Source organism: bacterium, assembly GCA_023150945.1.
Taxonomy (GTDB): Bacteria; Zhuqueibacterota; Zhuqueibacteria; order Zhuqueibacterales; family Zhuqueibacteraceae; genus Coneutiohabitans.
This window is the reverse complement of sequence record JAKLJX010000015.1, coordinates 127,289-145,653: the sequence shown is the minus strand read 5'-3', so window position 1 is coordinate 145,653 and position 18,365 is coordinate 127,289. Positions and strand designations below refer to the sequence as shown.

The window sequence follows — 18,365 nt, the reverse complement described above, 5'->3', positions numbered from 1 at the left end:
GTCTCTCCGGCTAGGCCTCGCGCTGCAAGACGCTCTTGCGAACAAAACTCTGACCCGCGGCCAGAGCCTTGGCGTTCAACTCCGCCAGCCCCGGCCGGGACTTGGCTTTCTGGTTGAGCACGGTCAAGACCACCTCCTCGGGCAACAGCTTCGACAACTCGAGGTAAGCGCCCAGCATCACCACGTTGGCGACTTTGGTATTGCCGATCTCATCCGCAATTTCGGTTGCGGGAATCGCCGCGACCTGCAGATCATCACGCAGAGAAACACCGGAGATCAGCGAGCGATTGTACAGCACCAGCCCGCCCGGCCGGACGTCCGCTTGAAATTTCTCCAGCGAAGGCCGGTTCATCGCGATCAGCACGTCTGTTTCCGAGACCAGCGGGGAGCCGATCCTCTCTTTGGCGATGATGACGTGGCAGTTGGCCGTGCCGCCGCGCATCTCCGGGCCGTAACTCGGCAACCAGCTCACATGGCGGCCAGTGCGCATGCCGGCGTCGGCGAGCATCACGCCCATGAACAAAATGCCCTGTCCGCCAAACCCCGCAATTTTCATGCGGGGACTCAACTCCTGGCCGGCCGCGGGCGGCGCCTGCCAAGTGGTGTCGCTCTCTGCGGGAATATCGAGCTCGCGGCGAAGATCCGCGGCTGCCTTGACTTCGCCGTTGGTGGGCGGCAGCGATGCCGGCTTTTCTTTCTTGTCGCGAAACACGCCGAGCGGAAAGACCGGCAGCATGTTTTCCACCAGCCACTTTTTCGCAGCCGTGGGCGTCACGTTCCAGCCGGTGGGACAGGTGGCGAGCAACTCGACGAGCGAGAAACCGCGGCCCTCGATTTGATACTGAATTGCCTTGCGAATGGCGCGCCGCGCTGACATCACATTTTTGGCATCGGTGACCGCCACGCGTTCGAGATAGGCGGGCGCTTCCAACGAGGCGAGCAGCTCGCATACCCGCAGCGGAAAACCCTCGTTGCCGACCGAACGGCCATAGGGCGTGGTGGTGGTTTTCATGCCGAGCAGCGTGGTGGGCGCCATTTGGCCGCCGGTCATGCCGTAAATGGCGTTGTTCACAAAGATCACGGTGATGTTCTCGCCGCGGTTGGCCGCGTGCAGGATTTCGTTGCCGCCAATGGCCGCCAGGTCGCCGTCGCCTTGATAGCTGATGACGATGCTGTTGGGCAACGACCGCCGGACGCCGGTCGCCGCGGCCGGCGCGCGGCCGTGCGCCACCTGGATGTTGCCGCATTTCATGTAGTAGTAGGCGAACACCGAACAGCCCACCGGAGAGATGAACACGGTGCGGTCCGCAATGCCGAAATCATCCATTGCTTCCGCGATCAGTTTGTGGATCGTGCCGTGGCCGCAACCGGGGCAATAGTGGGTGGAGGTTTTGTCGGCGCCGGGCTTCCGGTCGAAAACCTCGTAGAATGATTCCGGCCGGCGCAAAACGGTGGCTTCCATGATTCTCTCTCCAAATAGGTTTTTGCAGATTCAATCGTTGCTTTCAGAACGCCGGCAGCAAGCTGCCGCGAAAACTCATTCCTGGAAGTCCGCGGGATCCGGCTGGGCCTGGCCGCCGCCATGCACGAACCGCAGGCAACGCGCACAGTACATCTTTTCCGTCGCTTTGTCGAAAATCAGATCGTGGGTGGCGCCGCAGCGCTCACAGTGGAAATCCAGTTCCCATTCATAACCGGGCTGCAGTTCTTTTTCGTCTGTGATCATGGCATTTTCCTCATGAAAGAATAAGGAGCATCTGTCAGCTTCGTGTTCGTGCGACCATCGGCCGGGCCTGCCGGGCTTTGGCATCAAATTCCGCGTGTTTCATATCGTCCCGGCCTCATGACAGATCCTCCTCGCGTTTTGCTTTTTCTTACCAAAAACGGCTGATGGCGCGCCGGTCTCAACCGTCTCCCAGGTCCAGCTCTTTCCAGAAGCGCTCGATTTGTTGCAGCAGCTCCTCGGCCGTCGGCACCATGCCGCCGGAGCGCCCGTAAAACTGCACCGGCACCCAGCCATTCACCGCCAGCCGGACATCTTCCACCATTTGGCCCATGCTCAATTCACACACCAAAAAGCCGTAAGTGTGATCGGTCAGTTCGTCGATCTTGTTTTTGGGAAAGGGCCAAAGCGTGATCGGCCGCAGCAAGCCGACGGGGATACCGCGGCTGCGCGCCAGGTCCACCGCCGTGCGCAGCAATCGCGCCATGATGCCGTAGCCCACGGTCACGATCTCGGCGTTTTCCAGGCGATAGGCTTCATAGCGCGCTTCGGCGCGGGTAACGGTCTCATACTTCTCGTGCAGATGGCGCACGTGGGCTTCCAATTCCTCCGGCACCAGTTCGATGGAGGTGACGAGATTGTCGCGCGTCGCCGCCGCGCCCGCCACGGCCCAGGGCTTTTCCGGCAACTGCGTCACCGGCATGGGAAAATTCACCGGCTCCATCATCTGGCCAATGAAGCCGTCTGCCAGCACCACCACCGGATTGCGATAGCGGTCCGCCAACTCGAAGGCCAGCATGGTGAGATCGCACATTTCCTGCGCGCTGTTGGGCGCCAGCACGATCACGCGGTAACTGCCGTGGCCGCCGCCCTTGACGACTTGAAAATAGTCCGCCTGCTCAGGCGCGATGTTGCCCAAGCCCGGACCGCCGCGCATAATGTCCACAATGACCATGGGCAGCTCTGCGCCGGCGGCGTAGGAGATGCCCTCCTGCATCAATGAAATACCGGGACTGGAAGAGGCGGTCATGGCGCGCACACCGGTGGAGGCGGCGCCGAAGAGCATATTGATCGAGGCCACTTCGCTCTCCGCCTGCAAGAAGACCCCGCCGGCTTTGGGAAAGTATTGCGCGGCAGTTTCCGCGATCTCGCTCGCCGGCGTGATGGGGTAGCCGAAGTAGGCGCGGCACCCGGCGAGCAACGCCGCCTTGACCACCGCCTCATTGCCTTTGATGAGTTGCATACACGATCCTGATTTCACGATTCTGGTTCTGGCCTGCTAATCCGAAGTGTGAACTTGCCCACGCGGGGATGCGTGGAGTCATTCTTCGGCGACGGGCGCTTTGGCACTCACCCGTTTGTAGACGGTAATTGCACCCGGCTCCGGACAGACATAGAAGCAAACGCCGCAGCCGGTGCATTCCACGCCGCTGTATTCGGCGGGATGATAGCCCATGCGATTCAGGGCTTCGGAGATTTTCAGCACGGAGGGCGGGCACACTTCCACGCACAAGCCGCAGCCCTTGCATTCTTCCGCGTTGATGACAACCATGCCGCGCGTGCGACCTTCTTTGCGAATCTCTGCCATGGTGAGCTCTTTTTTGGTTGATGGTTGCTGAGCAGTCCCCTCCTGCGGATTTCGCAGGTGCCACGTTCCCACTTGCTTTCTTTCAAACGCCATGCCGAAAAAAACTCGCCACACCCGGCCCGGACTTCCTGCCCTAACTGATTTGATTTGTGAGAGATGCTCTGCCGGGCTAAGCTGCGATTTTGACGCGATTTCTCGCCCGATTCCCAACCCTGCAAAAGCCAGTTATTCCCATTCTCACAATTGGGAATTGTTACTTGATAATTCGAAAGTTGGCGCAGTGTGTCAAAGCCGGGCAAGGGAGCGGCGGCGGGGTAGATCCTGCGCTCTCGCCGGCGCTGACTCACGACGGCAGCGAGGCTTTCGTCAATGGTGGGGAAACGAATGGAAGGCAATCGTGGGGATTCTGGCGGCTGTCAAATCTCGAATCGCGGTGAGCAAGTGGTTTTCAAAGCTGCAAGTGTTGGGGAAACTCAGAGGATTGCAATGCAACGGCCAAGCCGTGGCAGGAACACTCCCTTGCGTGACTGTCAGAGAATGTTCCACCCTCGGCTGAGCCGAGGGTTCCAAAACTTCATGAGTCGGGGAAGCTCTGAGGATTGCAATGCAACGGCCAAGCCGTGGCAGGAACGTTTACTCAAGAGTCCGCAATTTGAAACGGACACGAGTCATCATTTCTCTGCCGGCAAGTCGATCCAGGTCTTGATCACGTGCTCCTCATGATCGAAACGCACTTGCATGCCGAGTTTCTTGCAAACGCGCTGCATGTCATCATTATCCGGCAGAATGTCGGCGGAGACACGGCGAATCTTCTCCGCGGCCGCAATCTGCAGCAGTCGGCGCAGCAACTCGGAGCCCAAGCCCTGGCCCTGATACTCGTCACTCACCAGCACGGCAAACTCCGCCTCGCTGGCGCGGTGGGATCGGCTCAGCCGCCCCACGCCAATGATCTCGCGGCCCTCGCCGTCCGCGGTGCGGCGCTCGACCACCAGCGCCATCTCGCGATCATAGTCGATGAAACAAATGCGCGTCAAGCGCTCATGCGCAATGCGCTGCGTCAGCGTGATCAAATGAAAGTAACGCAAATAGACCGTGCGCTCGGAGAGCTTCTGGTGAAACGCCACCATCAAGGGTTCGTCTTCCGGCCGGATGGGCCGAATCAACACCGGTGTGCCGTTCTTCAACTGCCAGGGACTCTGGTATTGCCGCGGATACGGCCGAATGGCCGGCGTGGGCAATTGTTCCGGCCGCAGCGTAGCGTCATGCAGCAGCACGCGCGCATCCAGCGCGAGCAGCCGCCCAGCGGAAACAAAGAGAGGATTGAGGTCGATCTCCTTGATCTCGGGATGCTCCACCACCAACCAGCTCAAGCGCACCGGCATTTGCGTCAGGATTTCCAGATCGAGCGAGTGCTGCTCCACCGCCTGCAGCAAAGCATGAAAGATGCGCGTGCGTTCCATCATGCGGCGCGCCAGCGTGGTGGTGAGCGGCGGCAACGCCAGGCTGTAGTCCTGCAATGCTTCCGCCAGCAAACCGCCGGCGCCGAAAAGCAGCACCGGGCCGAATTGCGGGTCAACGGTGCTGCCCAGGATCAATTCGATGCCCGGCGGCGGAATCATGGGCTGCACGGTTACGCCTTGAAACGCGCGGCCGCCGGCTTGCTGGGCCGTCGCAATCTCACGAAACGCCTGGCGCACTGCCGCCGCATCGTGCAGATGCAGCCGCACGCCACCGCTGGCGGTTTTGTGCGTCACCGCGCTGGAAAGCAGCTTGAGCACCACCGGGTAACCGAGCTGCTCCGCCAAACCAACTGCCGCCTCTTCGCTGCGCGCGGCATGGGTGGCCACCACCGGTATGCCATAGGCAGCAAGAATGCTCTTGGATTCCACTTCGTCGAGCAGAGTCCGGCCGCTTTGCCGCGCGTTCCCGATGATCTCCAGGACGTGCTGGCGCTGAATGGTGCCGTTGTCCGCGTGCGCCGGCAGCATTGGCGTTTCATACAAGCCGCGCAAGCTTTCAGTGTATTGCCACATGTAGGCAAACATGCGGGCGGCCGTATCTGGAAAGGGAAAAACCGGAATGCCGGCACGATTGAGAATCGCCTCTCCTTCGACCACCTCGGCGCCGCCCATCCAACTGGCGAGAATCGGCGTGCCAAAGGCGGCCGCGCGGGCCGTGATCAACTCCGCGGTGGCGGTGGGATCAGCCATGGCCTGCGGCGTCAAAATGACCAACAGGCCCTCGCTGGTGGCATCTTGCGCCGCCAGGGTGATGGCTTGGGCATAGCGTTCGGCGTCGGCATCACTCAAAATGTCGATGGGATTGCCGTGGCTCCAATGCGCCGGCAGCAGTTGATCGAGCTGGCCGATCGTTTCCGGCGCCAGCGGTGCAAGGCGGCCGCCGCTGGCGAGCAGCGCATCCGCCGCGAGTACACCCGGGCCGCCGGCGTTGGTGAGAATGGTCAGCCGCGGTCCGCGCGGCCGCGGTTGCTTGTCCAACACCTCCGCCATGTAAAACAACTCGGCAATGGTGTTGACGCGCAGCACGCCGCAGCGCCGGAAAGCTGCCTCCACAATACGATCGCTGCCCGCCAAACTGCCGGTGTGCGAAGTGGCGGCCCGCGCGGCAGCACTCGTGTGGCCGGCCTTGAGCACGATGATCGGCTTGGTGAAAGCCACTTCACGCGCGGCGGACAAGAATGCGCGCGCGTCTCCGATCGTTTCCATGTAGATGATGATGCTCTTGGTGCGCGGGTCATCGCCGAGATAATCGATCAAATCGCCCCAACCGATGTCCAGCATGCTGCCGACGGAGATGAACGCGCTGAGGCCGGCATTGGCCTGCAGGCTCCAATCCAGAATCGCCGCGCCCAGCGCGCCACTCTGGCTGATGAAGGCCACGTGGCCGGGCCGCGCCATCGCGCGCGCAAAGGTCGCGTTGAGCTTGAGATGTGGCTGCATCACGCCAAACGAATTAGGCCCCAGGATACGCAACCGGCCGCCGGCCTGAGCTTGCACGCGTTGTTCCAAAGCCGCGCCCGCCACGCCGCGCTCGCGAAAGCCTGCCGCCAGAATGATGGCGGCGTGCACGCCGGCTTCCGCACATTCTGCCACCAGATCCGGCACGGTCTCCGCCGGCGTGGCCAGGATGGCGAGATCAACCGGACTCGGAAGGGCAGTCACGTGGGGATGGGCCGGCAGACCCAGCACCGTTTTGCGATGGAGATTGATGGGAAAGAGGGCGCCGCCGAATTTGCCGCCCAGCAAGTTCGACATCACAGCGCGGCCCACGCTGCCGGGGCGTTCGGTGGCGCCGATCACGGCGAGGGATTTGGGCTGGAAAATCGCCTCCAGCGACTGGCGTTGATAGCGCAGAATGTCGTGCGTGGTGTCGCGGGCGGCGTCAGTCGGATTGTCCATGGCGCAAGGCTCATCTACTTGGGATAACCTTTTGGTCACAAGCCCAAGGTAAAGTCTGCGGGTAAAAAGTCAATGCCAGCGGCACGGGCATTTCCTGCTACTCGACCGGCGCAAACATGCGCAGGTCGCGCATGACCTGTGCCAGCACTTCAGGCATCGCCTGGGCAACGGCAGCGGAGAGCGGCGCGCCGGCGGTGAAATTTTCACCTTCGATGCCGTAGACGATCAAGTGGCGCGGCAGGCGATGCAAAGTGCGCCCAAGCTCAATAGCCTCGGCCAGGCTGAAGGCGTGCGTGGAATAGTGAAAGAACTGCGAGGGAATGGCCTGCACCGCGGCGTCGAAGCGAAAGATCTTGCCGGCCGGCGCGCCGGATTGCACGGCATCGATCACGATCACCAGCTCCGCACCCAGCCACGCTTCGAGCAGGGCCGCGCCTTCGCCATTGTGCTCAGCAACTGCAAGGTGCGGCGGCGCCTGTTCCGCCAGGCGCCGGCAGAGAAGAATGCCCACGGCGTCATCGCCGCGATACTCATTGCCCACGCCGAGCACCAAGGCGCGCTTGTCGGCTTGAGACTCGTTTGCCATCTCTCGTTTCACTCACAGCGTTGTGAAAAATTAACCGGATCAATCGTTTCTTCAAAGTGAACTCGTTGCCTTGAAGGCAAGAAATTTCTCCAATGGATTGAAACAACCCAGCGGACAAAAAACATCCGCTGGAGGAAATTATTGCTTTGAGACTGCGATTGCAATCGCAGACGAGCATGGCAACAACTGACCGGCTGAAGTCAGGCACCATCAATCCTGCCAATCCAGTCCAAAGAAGCCGGCTTTCAGTTTGATTCCTCATGCGCGGCGATCAAGGCGCGAATGCGCTGCAGCAGCTTTGGCATTGCTGCCAAAATGGTGGGAGACAATCTCTCTTCATATCCGAAGTCCTCGCCGGCAATGGTGCACAAGAGAGCTTTCGGAGCAGAGCCGTAAATCTCGCGCGCGCAAAACATCAGACTCGCCGGGTCGAATTGATGCGAGGACTGATCCGCCATCTCCGGTCCGACCGGCACACACGAGATGGTGCCGGGTGGCTGGCCCACGCTGGCATCCACAAATATGACGAGATTCGCCTGGCTGATCGCTTCCGCCAACTCGGGCGTCAATTGGTGGCGGGTCAGGATTTTCAGAGGGGACTGGCCTTGGGCAGCCGCAAGTTGCTCCGCAATATGCCAAGCGACGCCATCATCACCGCGCAGGGGATTCCCATAAGCAATGATCAACACACACGGCTCGGGACAATGCCGCGGCCGGGAGCGCATTGCGTCCCACGCGTGCTCCGGTCTCTCGGCAGCAGGCGGGGTTGCACGCAGGCAATACGAGCCCGTGGCGTTGCGGGGCAGGACGGTCGGGAGTTTTTGGCCAGACAGTTTCATGGCAGCAGCGCGCTAACCTCTCCGGATTTCGTCAACCACTTTGCCCTCCGGGCTGACCAGTTGAATCTGCAGCGGCATCTGCCCGGCGGCGTGCGTGGAACAGCTCAGGCACGGGTCGTAAGCGCGAATCACCGCTTCGACGCGGTTGAGCATGCCCTCCGACAAGCGCTGGCCGTTGACGTAACGTTTGGCGACCTGCAGGACCGCGCGGTTCATCGCGAGATTGTTGTGGCCGGTGGCGATCACCAGGTTGACCCAGGTGATCAAACCGTTTTCATCGACGCGATAATGATGAATCAGTGTGCCGCGCGGCGCTTCGGCCACACCCACGCCTTCGTTGCTGTTGGGCCGGGCAAAGGCGCGCACGTGACGGTCGAGAATTTCGGGATCGGTCAGGATTTGCTCCAGCCGCTCGACGGCAAACAAGATTTCGATCAGGCGGGCATAATGAAAATAGAAGGAGCTGAGCACCGCGGTGCGTTGCAGCTCATGAAATTCCGCCAGCTCCTGATCGGCGCGCGCGGTGCCGCAGCGGTCGGAAATGTTCAGGCGTGCCAGCGGGCCGACGCGATACATGCCCTCGTGGTAACCCAGCGGCTTGTAGTAGGGAAACTTGAGATAAGTCCACGGCTCCACCGCCTCGGCGATATGCGCCTGATAAGCGGCCGCCTCCAGTTGGTCGGCAACGATGTTGCCGGCGGCATCCACCACGCGCAATTTGCCCTCATAGAAAGCAATGCGACCGTCCGGTTTCACCAAGCCCAGGAACAAGCTGGGGAAGTTGCCAAAGCTTTTGATCTCGTCGCGATACTTGTCGAGCAGGCTTTTGAACCAGTGCAGCGTGCGCTCGCCAATGCTGATGCACTCCGGCAGGCCGGCGAGAATTTGATCGCGGTGCGCGACGGAGAGCGGCTCGCTCACGCCGCCCGGCACCACCCAGGCGGGATGAATGCGCTTGCCGCCCAGCAGTTCGATGACCTGCTGGCCGAATTGCCGCAGGCGAATGCCGTCGCGCGCCAACTCGGGCTTGGCCCGCATCACGCCAAAGAGATTGCGCTTGGCGGGCTCGCTGTCCATACCGAGCAGAAAATCCGGCGAGGACAGGTGAAAGAAGCTGAGCGCGTGCGATTGGATGATCTGGGCGAGGTTCAGAATGCGGCGCAGCTTGTCCGCCGTTTGCGGAATGCGGACGGCGAGCAGCGCATCGCAGGCCTTGGCCGAGGCGATGAGATGGCTCACCGGGCAAATGCCGCAGATGCGCGCCATCAGCGAAGGCATTTCGTAGAACGGCCGGCCGACACACAGCTTCTCGAAACCGCGAAACTGGGTCACGTGAAAGTAGGCATTGTGCACCACGCCCTGTTCATCCAAATGAATGGTGATTTTGGCATGGCCTTCGATGCGTGAGATCGGATCAATGACGATTTGCTTGGTCATATCGAATCACTCGGGAAAGATTAGCGCGACCGCAAAGTTTTCTTCCAGCTTGGTTTGTTTGCAGCCTGGCAGACTGCGCGACGCAATGGGCCTTTCAGAGGCTTCATTTGCCGAAACGGGTCAACGCGCTCAAATCCGGTTGCCGGCCTTCCAACAACTCGGTGAGCAGAAAATAAATCGCGTCGGCCGGCGGCGGGCAGCCCGGCACGAAGACGTCCACCTTCACCACTTCATGCACCGGCCGCGCCTGCGGCAGCAACGCCGGCACCACCTGGTTGGGGATCTGGGGCTGACCGGCGACTTGCTCGAGATAAACCTCACGCAGCATCTTGTCGACTTCCAGCACATTGCGCATGGAGGGCACATTGGCCGTTACGGCACAATCGCCGAGCGAGACCAAAATCCGGGTGTGCTGGCGAATGTGTTTGATCTTCTCCAAATCCTCTGCGCTGCTGACCGCGCCTTCCACCAGGGTGATGTCCGCCATCTCGGGGAAGTCTTTGCCGTCCACCAGCGGGCTGTAGACGACCTCGACTTTTTCCGCCAGGTCGATCAACCGCTCGTCCATGTCCAAAAACGACATGTGGCAACCGGAGCAACCATCCAGCCAGACCGTAGCCAAACAGGGTTTGCTCATCGTTGTTCCTCCCGCATCAAGGTGAGATAGGGCAGGAACTGCCGCTGCTTCATCATCTCGGCGACGGATTTGCCCTTCTCCACCAGTGCGCCGGTCGGGCAGACATTCACACATTTGCCGCAGCCGGTGCAGGATTCGGATTCACCCCAGGGCTGATTGAGATCGGTGATGACACGCACGCCAATGCCGCGCCCCATCAAGTCCCAAGTGTGCGCCCCTTCGATTTCATCACAAACGCGCACGCAGCGCGTGCACAGAATGCAGCGATTGTGATCGACCACAAAACGATCATGCGAGGCATCGACCGGCAGGCGCGGGTAAAGATAGGGGACGTTGACGTGGGTCATGCCCAGGCTTTGCGCCATATTCTGCAACTCGCAGTGGCCGTTGGAAACGCACACCGCACAGACGTGGTTGCGCTCGGAGAACAGCAGCTCCAAAATGCGGCGGCGGTATTTGATCAAACGCTCGGAGTTGGTGGTCAAGTCCATGCCTTCTTCCACGCGCGTGATGCAAGCCGGCAGCAGGCGGGGGCTGTTCTTCATTTCCACCAGGCACATCCGGCAGGCGCCCACCGCCGCCAAGCCTTCCACATGGCAGAGGGCGGGAATGACGATGCCGTTCTGGCGCGCCACCGCCATGATGGTTTCGTCTTCGCGGGCGCCGATGTCGTGGCCGTCTATTTTGAGGGTTTTAATGCGAACCGTTGTGCTCATGCTCGTTCCTTTCACGTTTTCATCCGGCAAACGCCGGCGGCGCAGGCCTGGTCGTGAATGTGACTCAGGTATTCCTCCCGAAAATAGTGCAGCGTGCTGATCACGGGATTGGGCGCGGTCTGGCCCAAGCCGCACAGGCTCGTGCTCTTGACCAGATCACACAACTCCTCCAGCAGCGCGAGATCGTCGTTGCCGGCCGTGCCGGCGGTAATGCGGTTGAGCAGATTGTGCATGTGCACGGTGCCGACGCGGCAGGGCACGCATTTGCCGCACGATTCCGTCATGCAAAATTCCATGAAATATTTGGCGACGTCCACCATGCACGAGGTCTCGTCCATCACGATCATGCCGCCCGACCCCATGATCGAACCCAATTGCGCCAGCGACTCGTAGTCCACCGGCATCTCGAGGTATTGCGCCGGCACGCAGCCGCCGGAAGGCCCGCCGGTCTGCACGGCCTTGAACAGCTTGCCCTCGGGGATGCCGCCGCCGATTTCGTACACGATTTCGCGCAGGGTCATGCCCATGGGAATCTCGATCAGGCCGGTGTTGTTGACGCGGCCCGCGAGAGCAAACACCTTCGTGCCCTTGCTCTTGGCCGTGCCGATGGCACTGTACCAGTCCGCGCCTTTGCGCAAAATGGCCGGTACACTCGCCAGCGTCTCGACGTTGTTGATCAACGTGGGCGCCTCCCACAGGCCGGATTCCGCCGGATAGGGCGGCCGTGGCCGTGGGGAGCCGCGCTTGCCTTCGATCGAGGCAATGAGTGCGGTTTCTTCACCGCATACAAACGCGCCGGCGCCGAGGCGCAAATCGATGTGAAAGCTGAAGCGGGTGCCGCACAGATTGTTGCCCAGCACGCCCAAGCGTTCGGCTTGGCGAATGGCGGTGCGCAGCCGCTTGATGGCGAGCGGATATTCGGCACGCACGTAGATGTAACCCTGGCTCGCGCCCACGGCATAGCCGGCCAGCGCCATGCCTTCCAGCACCCGGTGCGGGTCGCTTTCCAGCACGCTGCGATCCATGAAAGCGCCGGGGTCGCCTTCATCGGCGTTGCAGATGACAAACTTGCTGCCGGCAGTGGCCTTGGCCACTGTGGTCCACTTCAAACCGGTGGGATAACCGGCGCCGCCGCGGCCACGCAGGCCGCTGCGGCTCACTTGCTCGATCACGTTTGCCGGCGTCATTTCCGTAAGGGCGTTGAACAGGGCCTCATACCCTCCCACCGCCAAATAATCCTCTAGATGTTCAGGATCGATGCGGCCGGAGTTTTCCAACACCACTTTGAGCTGGCGCTGGAAGAACGGTTGGTCCGTGGGGCAAATCAGCCGTGTCATCGGGCCGTCTGCCAGGGATTGCACAATGGCGGGCGCGTCTTCCGTCTGCACACCGCGATAGAGCCAGCCGGCCGGCTCCACCGAAACGAGCGGGCCGGCGGAACACAGCCCCATGCAGCCCACGCCTTTCACCTGGCAAGTTTGCTGCAAACCGCGCTGTTTGACTTCCGCTTGCAAGGACGCCAGCAGCGCATCGCTCTGGCAGGAAACACAGCCGGCGGCCACGCATACCTGCAGGCGATGCTGGTACTGCTGCTGCGCTTCCTGTTCTGCTGCCGCGGTTTCTTTGAGTTCTTCAAGCAGCATGATCCATGCACCTCCGTATCCGGTCGAGCGATTCCGCGGGAGTGAGTTTGCCGGCGACCGAGCCGTCAAAAACCGCAGCCGGCGCCAAACCGCATGAGCCGAGGCAGCGCGCGGTCAACAGCGAAAGCTCGCCATCGCCAGTGGTTTCGCCCGGCTTCACGTTGTAGTTTTGTTCGAGAGCCGTGAGAATGTGGGGCGCGCCCTTGATGTAGCAGGCGGTGCCGGTGCACACCACGCACGTGTGACGGCCCTGCGGCTTGAGCGTAAAAAAGTGATAAAACGTCGAAACGCCATACACCTGACTCATGGGCACCCGCAGCGAGCGCGCAATGAATTGCAGCGCTTCTTCATCCAAAAAGCCAAAGGCCTCTTGCAGCGAGTGCAGGGTTTCAATCAGCGCGCGGCGATTGTTGCCGTGGCGCCGCATGGCGGCCTCCACGATGCGCCAGCGCTTGTCATCCGAGGGAGGAGAAATCTTGCCGAATTCCAGATACATAGCCGGTCCTGGTTGTTCCGAGTATAGTTGTTGCCTGTCCAGACATCAAGAAACCGCCCGGGCGGTGATGTTTTCGGATAGACAAGAGTATTACGTGTCCACAAACATTCCAACCGCGGCTCAGCAGCGGTTGCCAAAGCTCTACGCGGCGTGGAAGCGCCGAGAATTTTGAGGCTACGGCCACGTCGCTGCAGAAGCATCTTCTCAAAAGCTCATGGTTTCAAACAGCCACCAGTGCCGCGCACTCGTGCGCGCACGCCAGCCTGTGGGCGCAGGTCGCCGCCTGCCGGCAAACGCCGGCCCGCGGACCGCTGCAATTTCCTCTTGGAATGAAAGGGCAGGCTTGCTGCGCGACCGAGAGCGGTGAGATCGAATGGGGGCCGGCCGCGATCCGGCTGGGAAGCTACTCGCGCACCACCTCCAATTTCAGGAAATGCGTGGCGCACGAGATACACGGGTCGTAATTGCGAATGGCTTGTTCACATTGCCAGGTCAATTGCTCGTGCGACAGGTCCAAGTGGCCTGCCACGAACCGCCGGAGGTCGCTTTCAATCGTCTTTTGATTTTGCGAAGTCGGCGGGACGATCTTGGCGTCATGAATCATGCCGCGATCGTCGAGGCGATAGCGATGATACAGAATGCCGCGCGGCGCTTCGGTGCAGCCGTAGCCGATGCCGGCGCGGGCATGCAGACTCACCGCGGGGCTGGCGGGCTTTTCGTACGCCGCAATCAGGCGCAGGGCTTCTTCGCAAGCATACAGCGTTTCCACGCTGCGCACGATGATGCTCTTGAAGGGATTACGGCACTCCCGGCCGAGGCCGGCGCTCAACGCCGCTTCCTGGGCAAGCGGGGTGAGGCGGTCGAAATTGAGATTGTAACGCGCCAGCGGCCCGACAAAATAGGCGCCGCGCGCGCGCAAGAGAGAATGCAGCGCATTGGAATGCTGCATGTGTTCTTCGACAAAGTGGTTTTCGTAATCGCGCACCGCGATATCCAGGCCTTTGTTGGAAACCAGCCGGCCTTCGTTGAAGGGATATTCCTCGGGATGGCGCAGGGCCACAAACTCATAGTCCTGCTCGAAGTCGGGATAGTCCAGCGTCGCGGACCATTCGATGGTGGCCAGTGCGGCATCGCGGGCCCACTTCAGCTTCTCGGCGAGCTTCTCCAGCTCCGCGCGTTCCGGCGCCTTGTAGAAGCCGCCGACGCGCACATTGATGGGATGAATCTCGCGGCCGCCGAGCAAGGTGACGAGATCGTTGCCGATTTTTTTCAACTGCAAGCCGCGCTGCACCGCGGCGGGATGGTCTTTCGCCATCTGAATCGCATCTTCATAGCCGAGAAAATCCGGCGCATGCAGCAGGTAGACGTGCAGCACGTGGCTTTCGATCCATTCACCGCAATACAACAGCCGGCGCAGCGCGCGCAAGCCGCCATTCAACGTCACGCCGAAGGCGTCTTCCATCGCGTGCACCGAGCTCATTTGATAGGCGATCGGGCAAATGCCGCAAATGCGCGCGGTGATGTCCGGCGCTTCCGAATAATGCCGGCCGCGCAGAAAGGCTTCAAAAAAGCGCGGCGGCTCGAAGATTCTAAACTTCACTTCGGAGACGGCATTATCCTTGATCTTCACAAACAGCGCGCCCTCGCCCTCCACCCGTGCGAGGTAGTCAACTTTGATCGTTTTCGTCTTCATCGCCATGGCAATTCCACTCTGGTCATATACTTCTGCACGTTCATCTCATGGCATCGTGAAGCGGCAGCGGCGGCCTCACGCGCCGGCCAACCGGCCCTCGTGCGCCTCGCTCTCCTTGCGAAAAGCTTCGGCATAGGCATTGAATCCGCGAAACGCGCGCACCAGCCCGGTTTGCGAAACGCCCATCTGCGCCCATCTCGTGCTCAACGACTCGGTGTTCGGCGTTTCCTTGGGGCCGAAGCAGGCATAGCAGCCGCGATCGTATGCCGGGCAGAGCGCGCCGCAACCCGCCTGGGTAACCGGCCCCAAGCAGGGAACGCCCTGCGCCACCATCACACAAACCGTGGCGCGGCGCTTGCATTCCAGGCATACGCTGTAGCGTGGCACGTTGGGCTTGCGGTGATTGAGAATGGCGCTGATCACCTCGACCAGTTGCAGCTTGTTGATCGGGCAGCCGCGCAATTCGAAATCAACGAACACATGATCGGCAATGGGCGTGGACTTGTTGAGCGTCTCGATGTAGCTCGGGGTGGCATAGACCACCGCGATGAATTCGCGCACGTCCTTGAAATTGCGCAAAGCCTGAATGCCGCCGGCGGTGGCGCACGCGCCGATGGTGACGAGATGTTTGGAAACGCGACGAACTTGATGAATCCGCTCGGCATCATGCGGCGTGGTGATCGAGCCTTCCACCAGCGACAGATCATAAGGCCCCTTCACCACCGTGCGCGAAGCTTCAGGAAAATTGGCAATTTCGACTGCGCCGGCCACCGCCAGCAACTCTTCCTCGCAGTCCAACAGGCTCAACTGGCAGCCGTCACAGGAGGAGAATTTCCACACGGCGAGTTTGGGTTTGCTCCGGGCGACGGAGGCTTGTTTTTTGGTGATTGCATCCGCCATTTCAAATCTCCCACTTGGTCATCAAATCCTTCACCTCGGTGTAGGGGAACACCGGGCCGTCTTTGCAGACGAAGCTCGGGCCAAACTGACAGTGGCCGCACAAGCCGATGCCACATTTCATGTTGCGCTCCATCGACACGAAGATCTGCTGGGAGAGCACGCCGCGTTTCTCCAGCTCGGTGACGGTGAAGCGCATCATCACTTCCGGGCCGCAGACGAAAGCCACGGTGTTGCGGGGGTCAAACGGCGCTTTAGGAATCAGCTTGGTGACCACGCCGACGTTGCCGCGCCAGGTGCCGGTGGCGCGATCGACGCTGACGTACACTTCCAAATCGAACTGCGCCCGCCACTGCTCGAGCTGGCGGCGGAACAGAATGTCACTGGGGGTGCGCGCGCCGTAGAGCAGCACGACTTTGCCGAATTTCTCACGCTGGGCGAGAATGCGGTACATCGCCGGCCGCAAGGGCGCCAAGCCGATGCCGCCGGCCACGATCACGACATCCTGCCCCTCCGCCACTTCCACCGGCCAGTGCGTGCCGAACGGGCCGCGCACGCCCAGCGCCTGGCCGCGCTTAAGCTCGCGCATGGCGTTGGTCACGACGCCGACCGCGCGGGTGGTGTGTACCAGCGGCAGGGGCTGGGTCGGATCCCCGCTGATCGAGATCGGAATCTCACCCACGCCGAAGATGTAAAGCATGTTGAATTGCCCGGGCGCGAAGGCCTGGCTATGGTAGCCGTTGCCGGGATCGAGCTCGAGCGTGAAGGTATCGGGCGTTTCTTTGCGTACCTGTCGAATCGAATAAGGATGCGACAGCATGGGATTGGACATAGCCTCAGACATAGAATTCCTCACTCTGACACGCCGCGCGCGCCAGCGCACTCATGGGCGGCGGCCATACCGCTGTCCCGCCTCCAAAGCGGCCGGAGCCAGCCACGGCAAGGCCCGGACTGGCAGCCGCGTCAACTGCCGTAGAGATCCAAAAGCTGCAAACGCGTGGCCTGCAGCCGCTGCTCGATGAGGTTCGCGAAGCGCTTCAACAATTCATAGCCCAAATCGTGGTCGCTCTCGCATTTGGTGCGCAGGCACTTGCCGTCCAGTGCGATCGCGCGCGTCAGTTCGAGCGCGCGCGCGTTGAAATGCCAATGATACGGCGGCAGCAACCACGACCACCCCAGCACTTCATCATCGGCCAGGGTGTCGATGATAATCGAGCCGCGCTGCGGGGTCACGATCTCCAGCGCCACTTTGCCCTGGCGCACGATGTAGAACTGATTGGCCTCTTCGCCCTCCCGGAAGATGTACTTGCCCGGATCAAAGCGCACATTGGAGGCGCAGCCGACCAGCAATTGCAGTTGCTCCGGGGTCATGCCCTTCAAGAAGGGATGTTCCGCGAGAATCGGTTCGAGTGTTTCCATGGTTCTCCCTCGTCGTATCGTTAATCCATGCCCGCAGGATTGGTTGCCGATCGAACCTCGCCCTGCGCCGTTTCCGGCGGCGGTGCCAGTACGAGGCCCTGCCGGTTCACTCAGGCCGTCTCACTTTCGCGGATCGCCTGCGCCTCGGCGGTGAGATCGATACCCACCGGGCACCAGGTGATGCAACGGCCGCAGCCGACGCAGCCGGAGGTGCCGAACTGGTCGATCCAACTGCCCAGTTTGTGAGTCAGCCATTGGCGATAGCGCGCCTTGGTGGAGGGCCGCACGCTGCCGCCGTGGATATAGGAAAAATCCAGCGTGAAGCAAGAATCCCATTTGCGCCAGCGCTCAGCGTGTTCGCCCTGCAAGTCAGTCACGTCTTCCATCGTGGTGCAGAAACAGGTGGGACAGACCATCGTGCAGTTGGCGCAGGTCAGGCAGCGGTTGGCAACAACCTCCCACCGCGGGTTTTCCGTGTTGCGATAGAGCAGCTCTTTGAGGCCCTCGGTTTCGAGCTGCCGCCCCATTTGCCGGCCGGCGCGCGCCACCTGTGCATCGGCGAGGCGCCGTTCTTCGTCGCTCGCCTCCTGATGGGGAATTTCATTGAGCACTTCCACGCCGGCGGCGGTGCCGGTTTCGACGACAAAATAATGGCGCTCGCCGTCGATCACTTCCGTAAGCGCCAAATCGAACCCCGCAGTGGCTTTGGGGCCGGTGTGCATCGAGGCGCAGAAGCAGGTGCCGCCGGCCTGGCCGCAATTGACGGCCACGATGAACAGCTTCCCGCGCCGCTCCCGGTAGTCGGGGTCGACATAGACGCCCTGCAGAAATACCCGATCCTGAATCGCCAGGGCCTGCAGCTCACAAGCGCGCACGCCCAGGAAGGCCAGGCGCGGCACCTCGGCGGGGCCGGCTTCGACGAGGAAGCTGTCAGCGCTGCGCCGCGTCTGCCACAGTTTCAGCGCCGACGGGTAGAGGAATTTCTTCAAGGAATGCGGGCCGACCGTGTAGCCGAAGAGCGCCTGGTCGGTGCGCGATTTCAGCCGGTAGGTGCCTCCCTCCTGCTCGTCGGTGAGGCCGGCGGGCAGATCGGCGGCAGTCTGGAGTTGGTCATACACGATCGCGCCGTCACGCACACGCGGCCCGAGGATGTCGTCAAAGCCGTGGCGCCGCAAGGCCGCGATCAAATGGTCAATGCCGCTTCGCTCAATCGTTTTCATACCGTCTCTCATTCTCAACAACCATCTCACCCGGCGCTGTTCCCGGCCGAGG

At 61.3% G+C, this 18,365-nt stretch carries 17 protein-coding genes; all 17 read right to left on the bottom strand.

What is annotated here, in order from left to right; translation table 11 throughout:
* Positions 1–10: 10 nt before the first annotated feature.
* Positions 11–1,462, bottom strand: coding sequence for a 2-oxoacid:acceptor oxidoreductase family protein (locus tag L6R21_18965; protein MCK6561282.1), 1,452 nt, complete (start codon positions 1,460–1,462; stop codon positions 11–13).
* A gap of 75 nt (positions 1,463–1,537) precedes the next feature.
* Positions 1,538–1,726, bottom strand: coding sequence for a hypothetical protein (locus L6R21_18960; GenBank protein ID MCK6561281.1), 189 nt, complete (start codon positions 1,724–1,726; stop codon positions 1,538–1,540).
* A gap of 178 nt (positions 1,727–1,904) precedes the next feature.
* Complete coding sequence (locus L6R21_18955) at positions 1,905–2,966, bottom strand: 3-methyl-2-oxobutanoate dehydrogenase subunit VorB (protein MCK6561280.1); 1,062 nt, start codon at positions 2,964–2,966, stop codon at positions 1,905–1,907.
* Between the two features lie 78 nt (positions 2,967–3,044).
* Positions 3,045–3,311 carry a 4Fe-4S dicluster domain-containing protein gene (locus L6R21_18950; GenBank protein ID MCK6561279.1) on the bottom strand — a complete coding sequence of 89 codons (267 nt, stop codon included), beginning with the start codon at positions 3,309–3,311 and terminating at the stop codon, positions 3,045–3,047.
* Positions 3,312–3,982: 671 nt separating this feature from the next.
* Positions 3,983–6,730 carry a bifunctional acetate--CoA ligase family protein/GNAT family N-acetyltransferase gene (locus tag L6R21_18945; protein ID MCK6561278.1) on the bottom strand — a complete coding sequence of 916 codons (2,748 nt, stop codon included), beginning with the start codon at positions 6,728–6,730 and terminating at the stop codon, positions 3,983–3,985.
* 97 nt (positions 6,731–6,827) lie between these two features.
* Positions 6,828–7,316 (bottom strand): hydrogenase maturation protease, encoded by a 489-nt coding sequence (locus L6R21_18940; GenBank protein ID MCK6561277.1) that lies wholly within the window; start codon positions 7,314–7,316, stop codon positions 6,828–6,830.
* 245 nt (positions 7,317–7,561) lie between these two features.
* The gene (locus tag L6R21_18935; GenBank protein ID MCK6561276.1) at positions 7,562–8,005 is read right to left on the bottom strand and encodes a hydrogenase maturation protease; all 444 of its coding nucleotides are present in this window, start codon (positions 8,003–8,005) and stop codon (positions 7,562–7,564) included.
* A 162-nt stretch (positions 8,006–8,167) separates the two neighbouring features.
* The gene (locus L6R21_18930; GenBank protein MCK6561275.1) at positions 8,168–9,592 is read right to left on the bottom strand and encodes a Ni/Fe hydrogenase subunit alpha; all 1,425 of its coding nucleotides are present in this window, start codon (positions 9,590–9,592) and stop codon (positions 8,168–8,170) included.
* Between the two features lie 103 nt (positions 9,593–9,695).
* Positions 9,696–10,229 carry an NADP oxidoreductase gene (locus L6R21_18925; protein ID MCK6561274.1) on the bottom strand — a complete coding sequence of 178 codons (534 nt, stop codon included), beginning with the start codon at positions 10,227–10,229 and terminating at the stop codon, positions 9,696–9,698.
* The gene (gene hoxU / locus L6R21_18920; protein ID MCK6561273.1) at positions 10,226–10,945 is read right to left on the bottom strand and encodes a bidirectional hydrogenase complex protein HoxU; all 720 of its coding nucleotides are present in this window, start codon (positions 10,943–10,945) and stop codon (positions 10,226–10,228) included. The genes L6R21_18925 and hoxU overlap by 4 nt, the downstream gene beginning before the upstream one ends.
* An 11-nt stretch (positions 10,946–10,956) precedes the next feature.
* Positions 10,957–12,588 (bottom strand): SLBB domain-containing protein, encoded by a 1,632-nt coding sequence (locus L6R21_18915; GenBank protein MCK6561272.1) that lies wholly within the window; start codon positions 12,586–12,588, stop codon positions 10,957–10,959.
* A complete protein-coding gene (gene hoxE, locus L6R21_18910; GenBank protein ID MCK6561271.1) occupies positions 12,578–13,084 on the bottom strand; it encodes a bidirectional hydrogenase complex protein HoxE in 507 nt (168 codons plus the stop codon). The genes L6R21_18915 and hoxE overlap by 11 nt, the downstream gene beginning before the upstream one ends.
* Positions 13,085–13,487: 403 nt before the next feature.
* On the bottom strand, positions 13,488–14,777 hold the full coding sequence (locus L6R21_18905; GenBank protein MCK6561270.1) for a Ni/Fe hydrogenase subunit alpha: 1,290 nt from the start codon (positions 14,775–14,777) through the stop codon (positions 13,488–13,490).
* A 75-nt stretch (positions 14,778–14,852) separates the two neighbouring features.
* The gene (locus tag L6R21_18900) at positions 14,853–15,677 is read right to left on the bottom strand and encodes an oxidoreductase (GenBank protein ID MCK6561269.1); all 825 of its coding nucleotides are present in this window, start codon (positions 15,675–15,677) and stop codon (positions 14,853–14,855) included.
* 1 nt (position 15,678) lies between these two features.
* On the bottom strand, positions 15,679–16,518 hold the full coding sequence (locus L6R21_18895) for an FAD/NAD(P)-binding protein (GenBank protein MCK6561268.1): 840 nt from the start codon (positions 16,516–16,518) through the stop codon (positions 15,679–15,681).
* Between the two features lie 119 nt (positions 16,519–16,637).
* Entirely contained in the window at positions 16,638–17,093 is a 456-nt protein-coding gene (locus tag L6R21_18890; GenBank protein ID MCK6561267.1) for a cyclic nucleotide-binding domain-containing protein, read from the bottom strand.
* Positions 17,094–17,203: 110 nt separating this feature from the next.
* Positions 17,204–18,313 carry a 4Fe-4S dicluster domain-containing protein gene (locus L6R21_18885; GenBank protein MCK6561266.1) on the bottom strand — a complete coding sequence of 370 codons (1,110 nt, stop codon included), beginning with the start codon at positions 18,311–18,313 and terminating at the stop codon, positions 17,204–17,206.
* Positions 18,314–18,365: the final 52 nt, after the last annotated feature.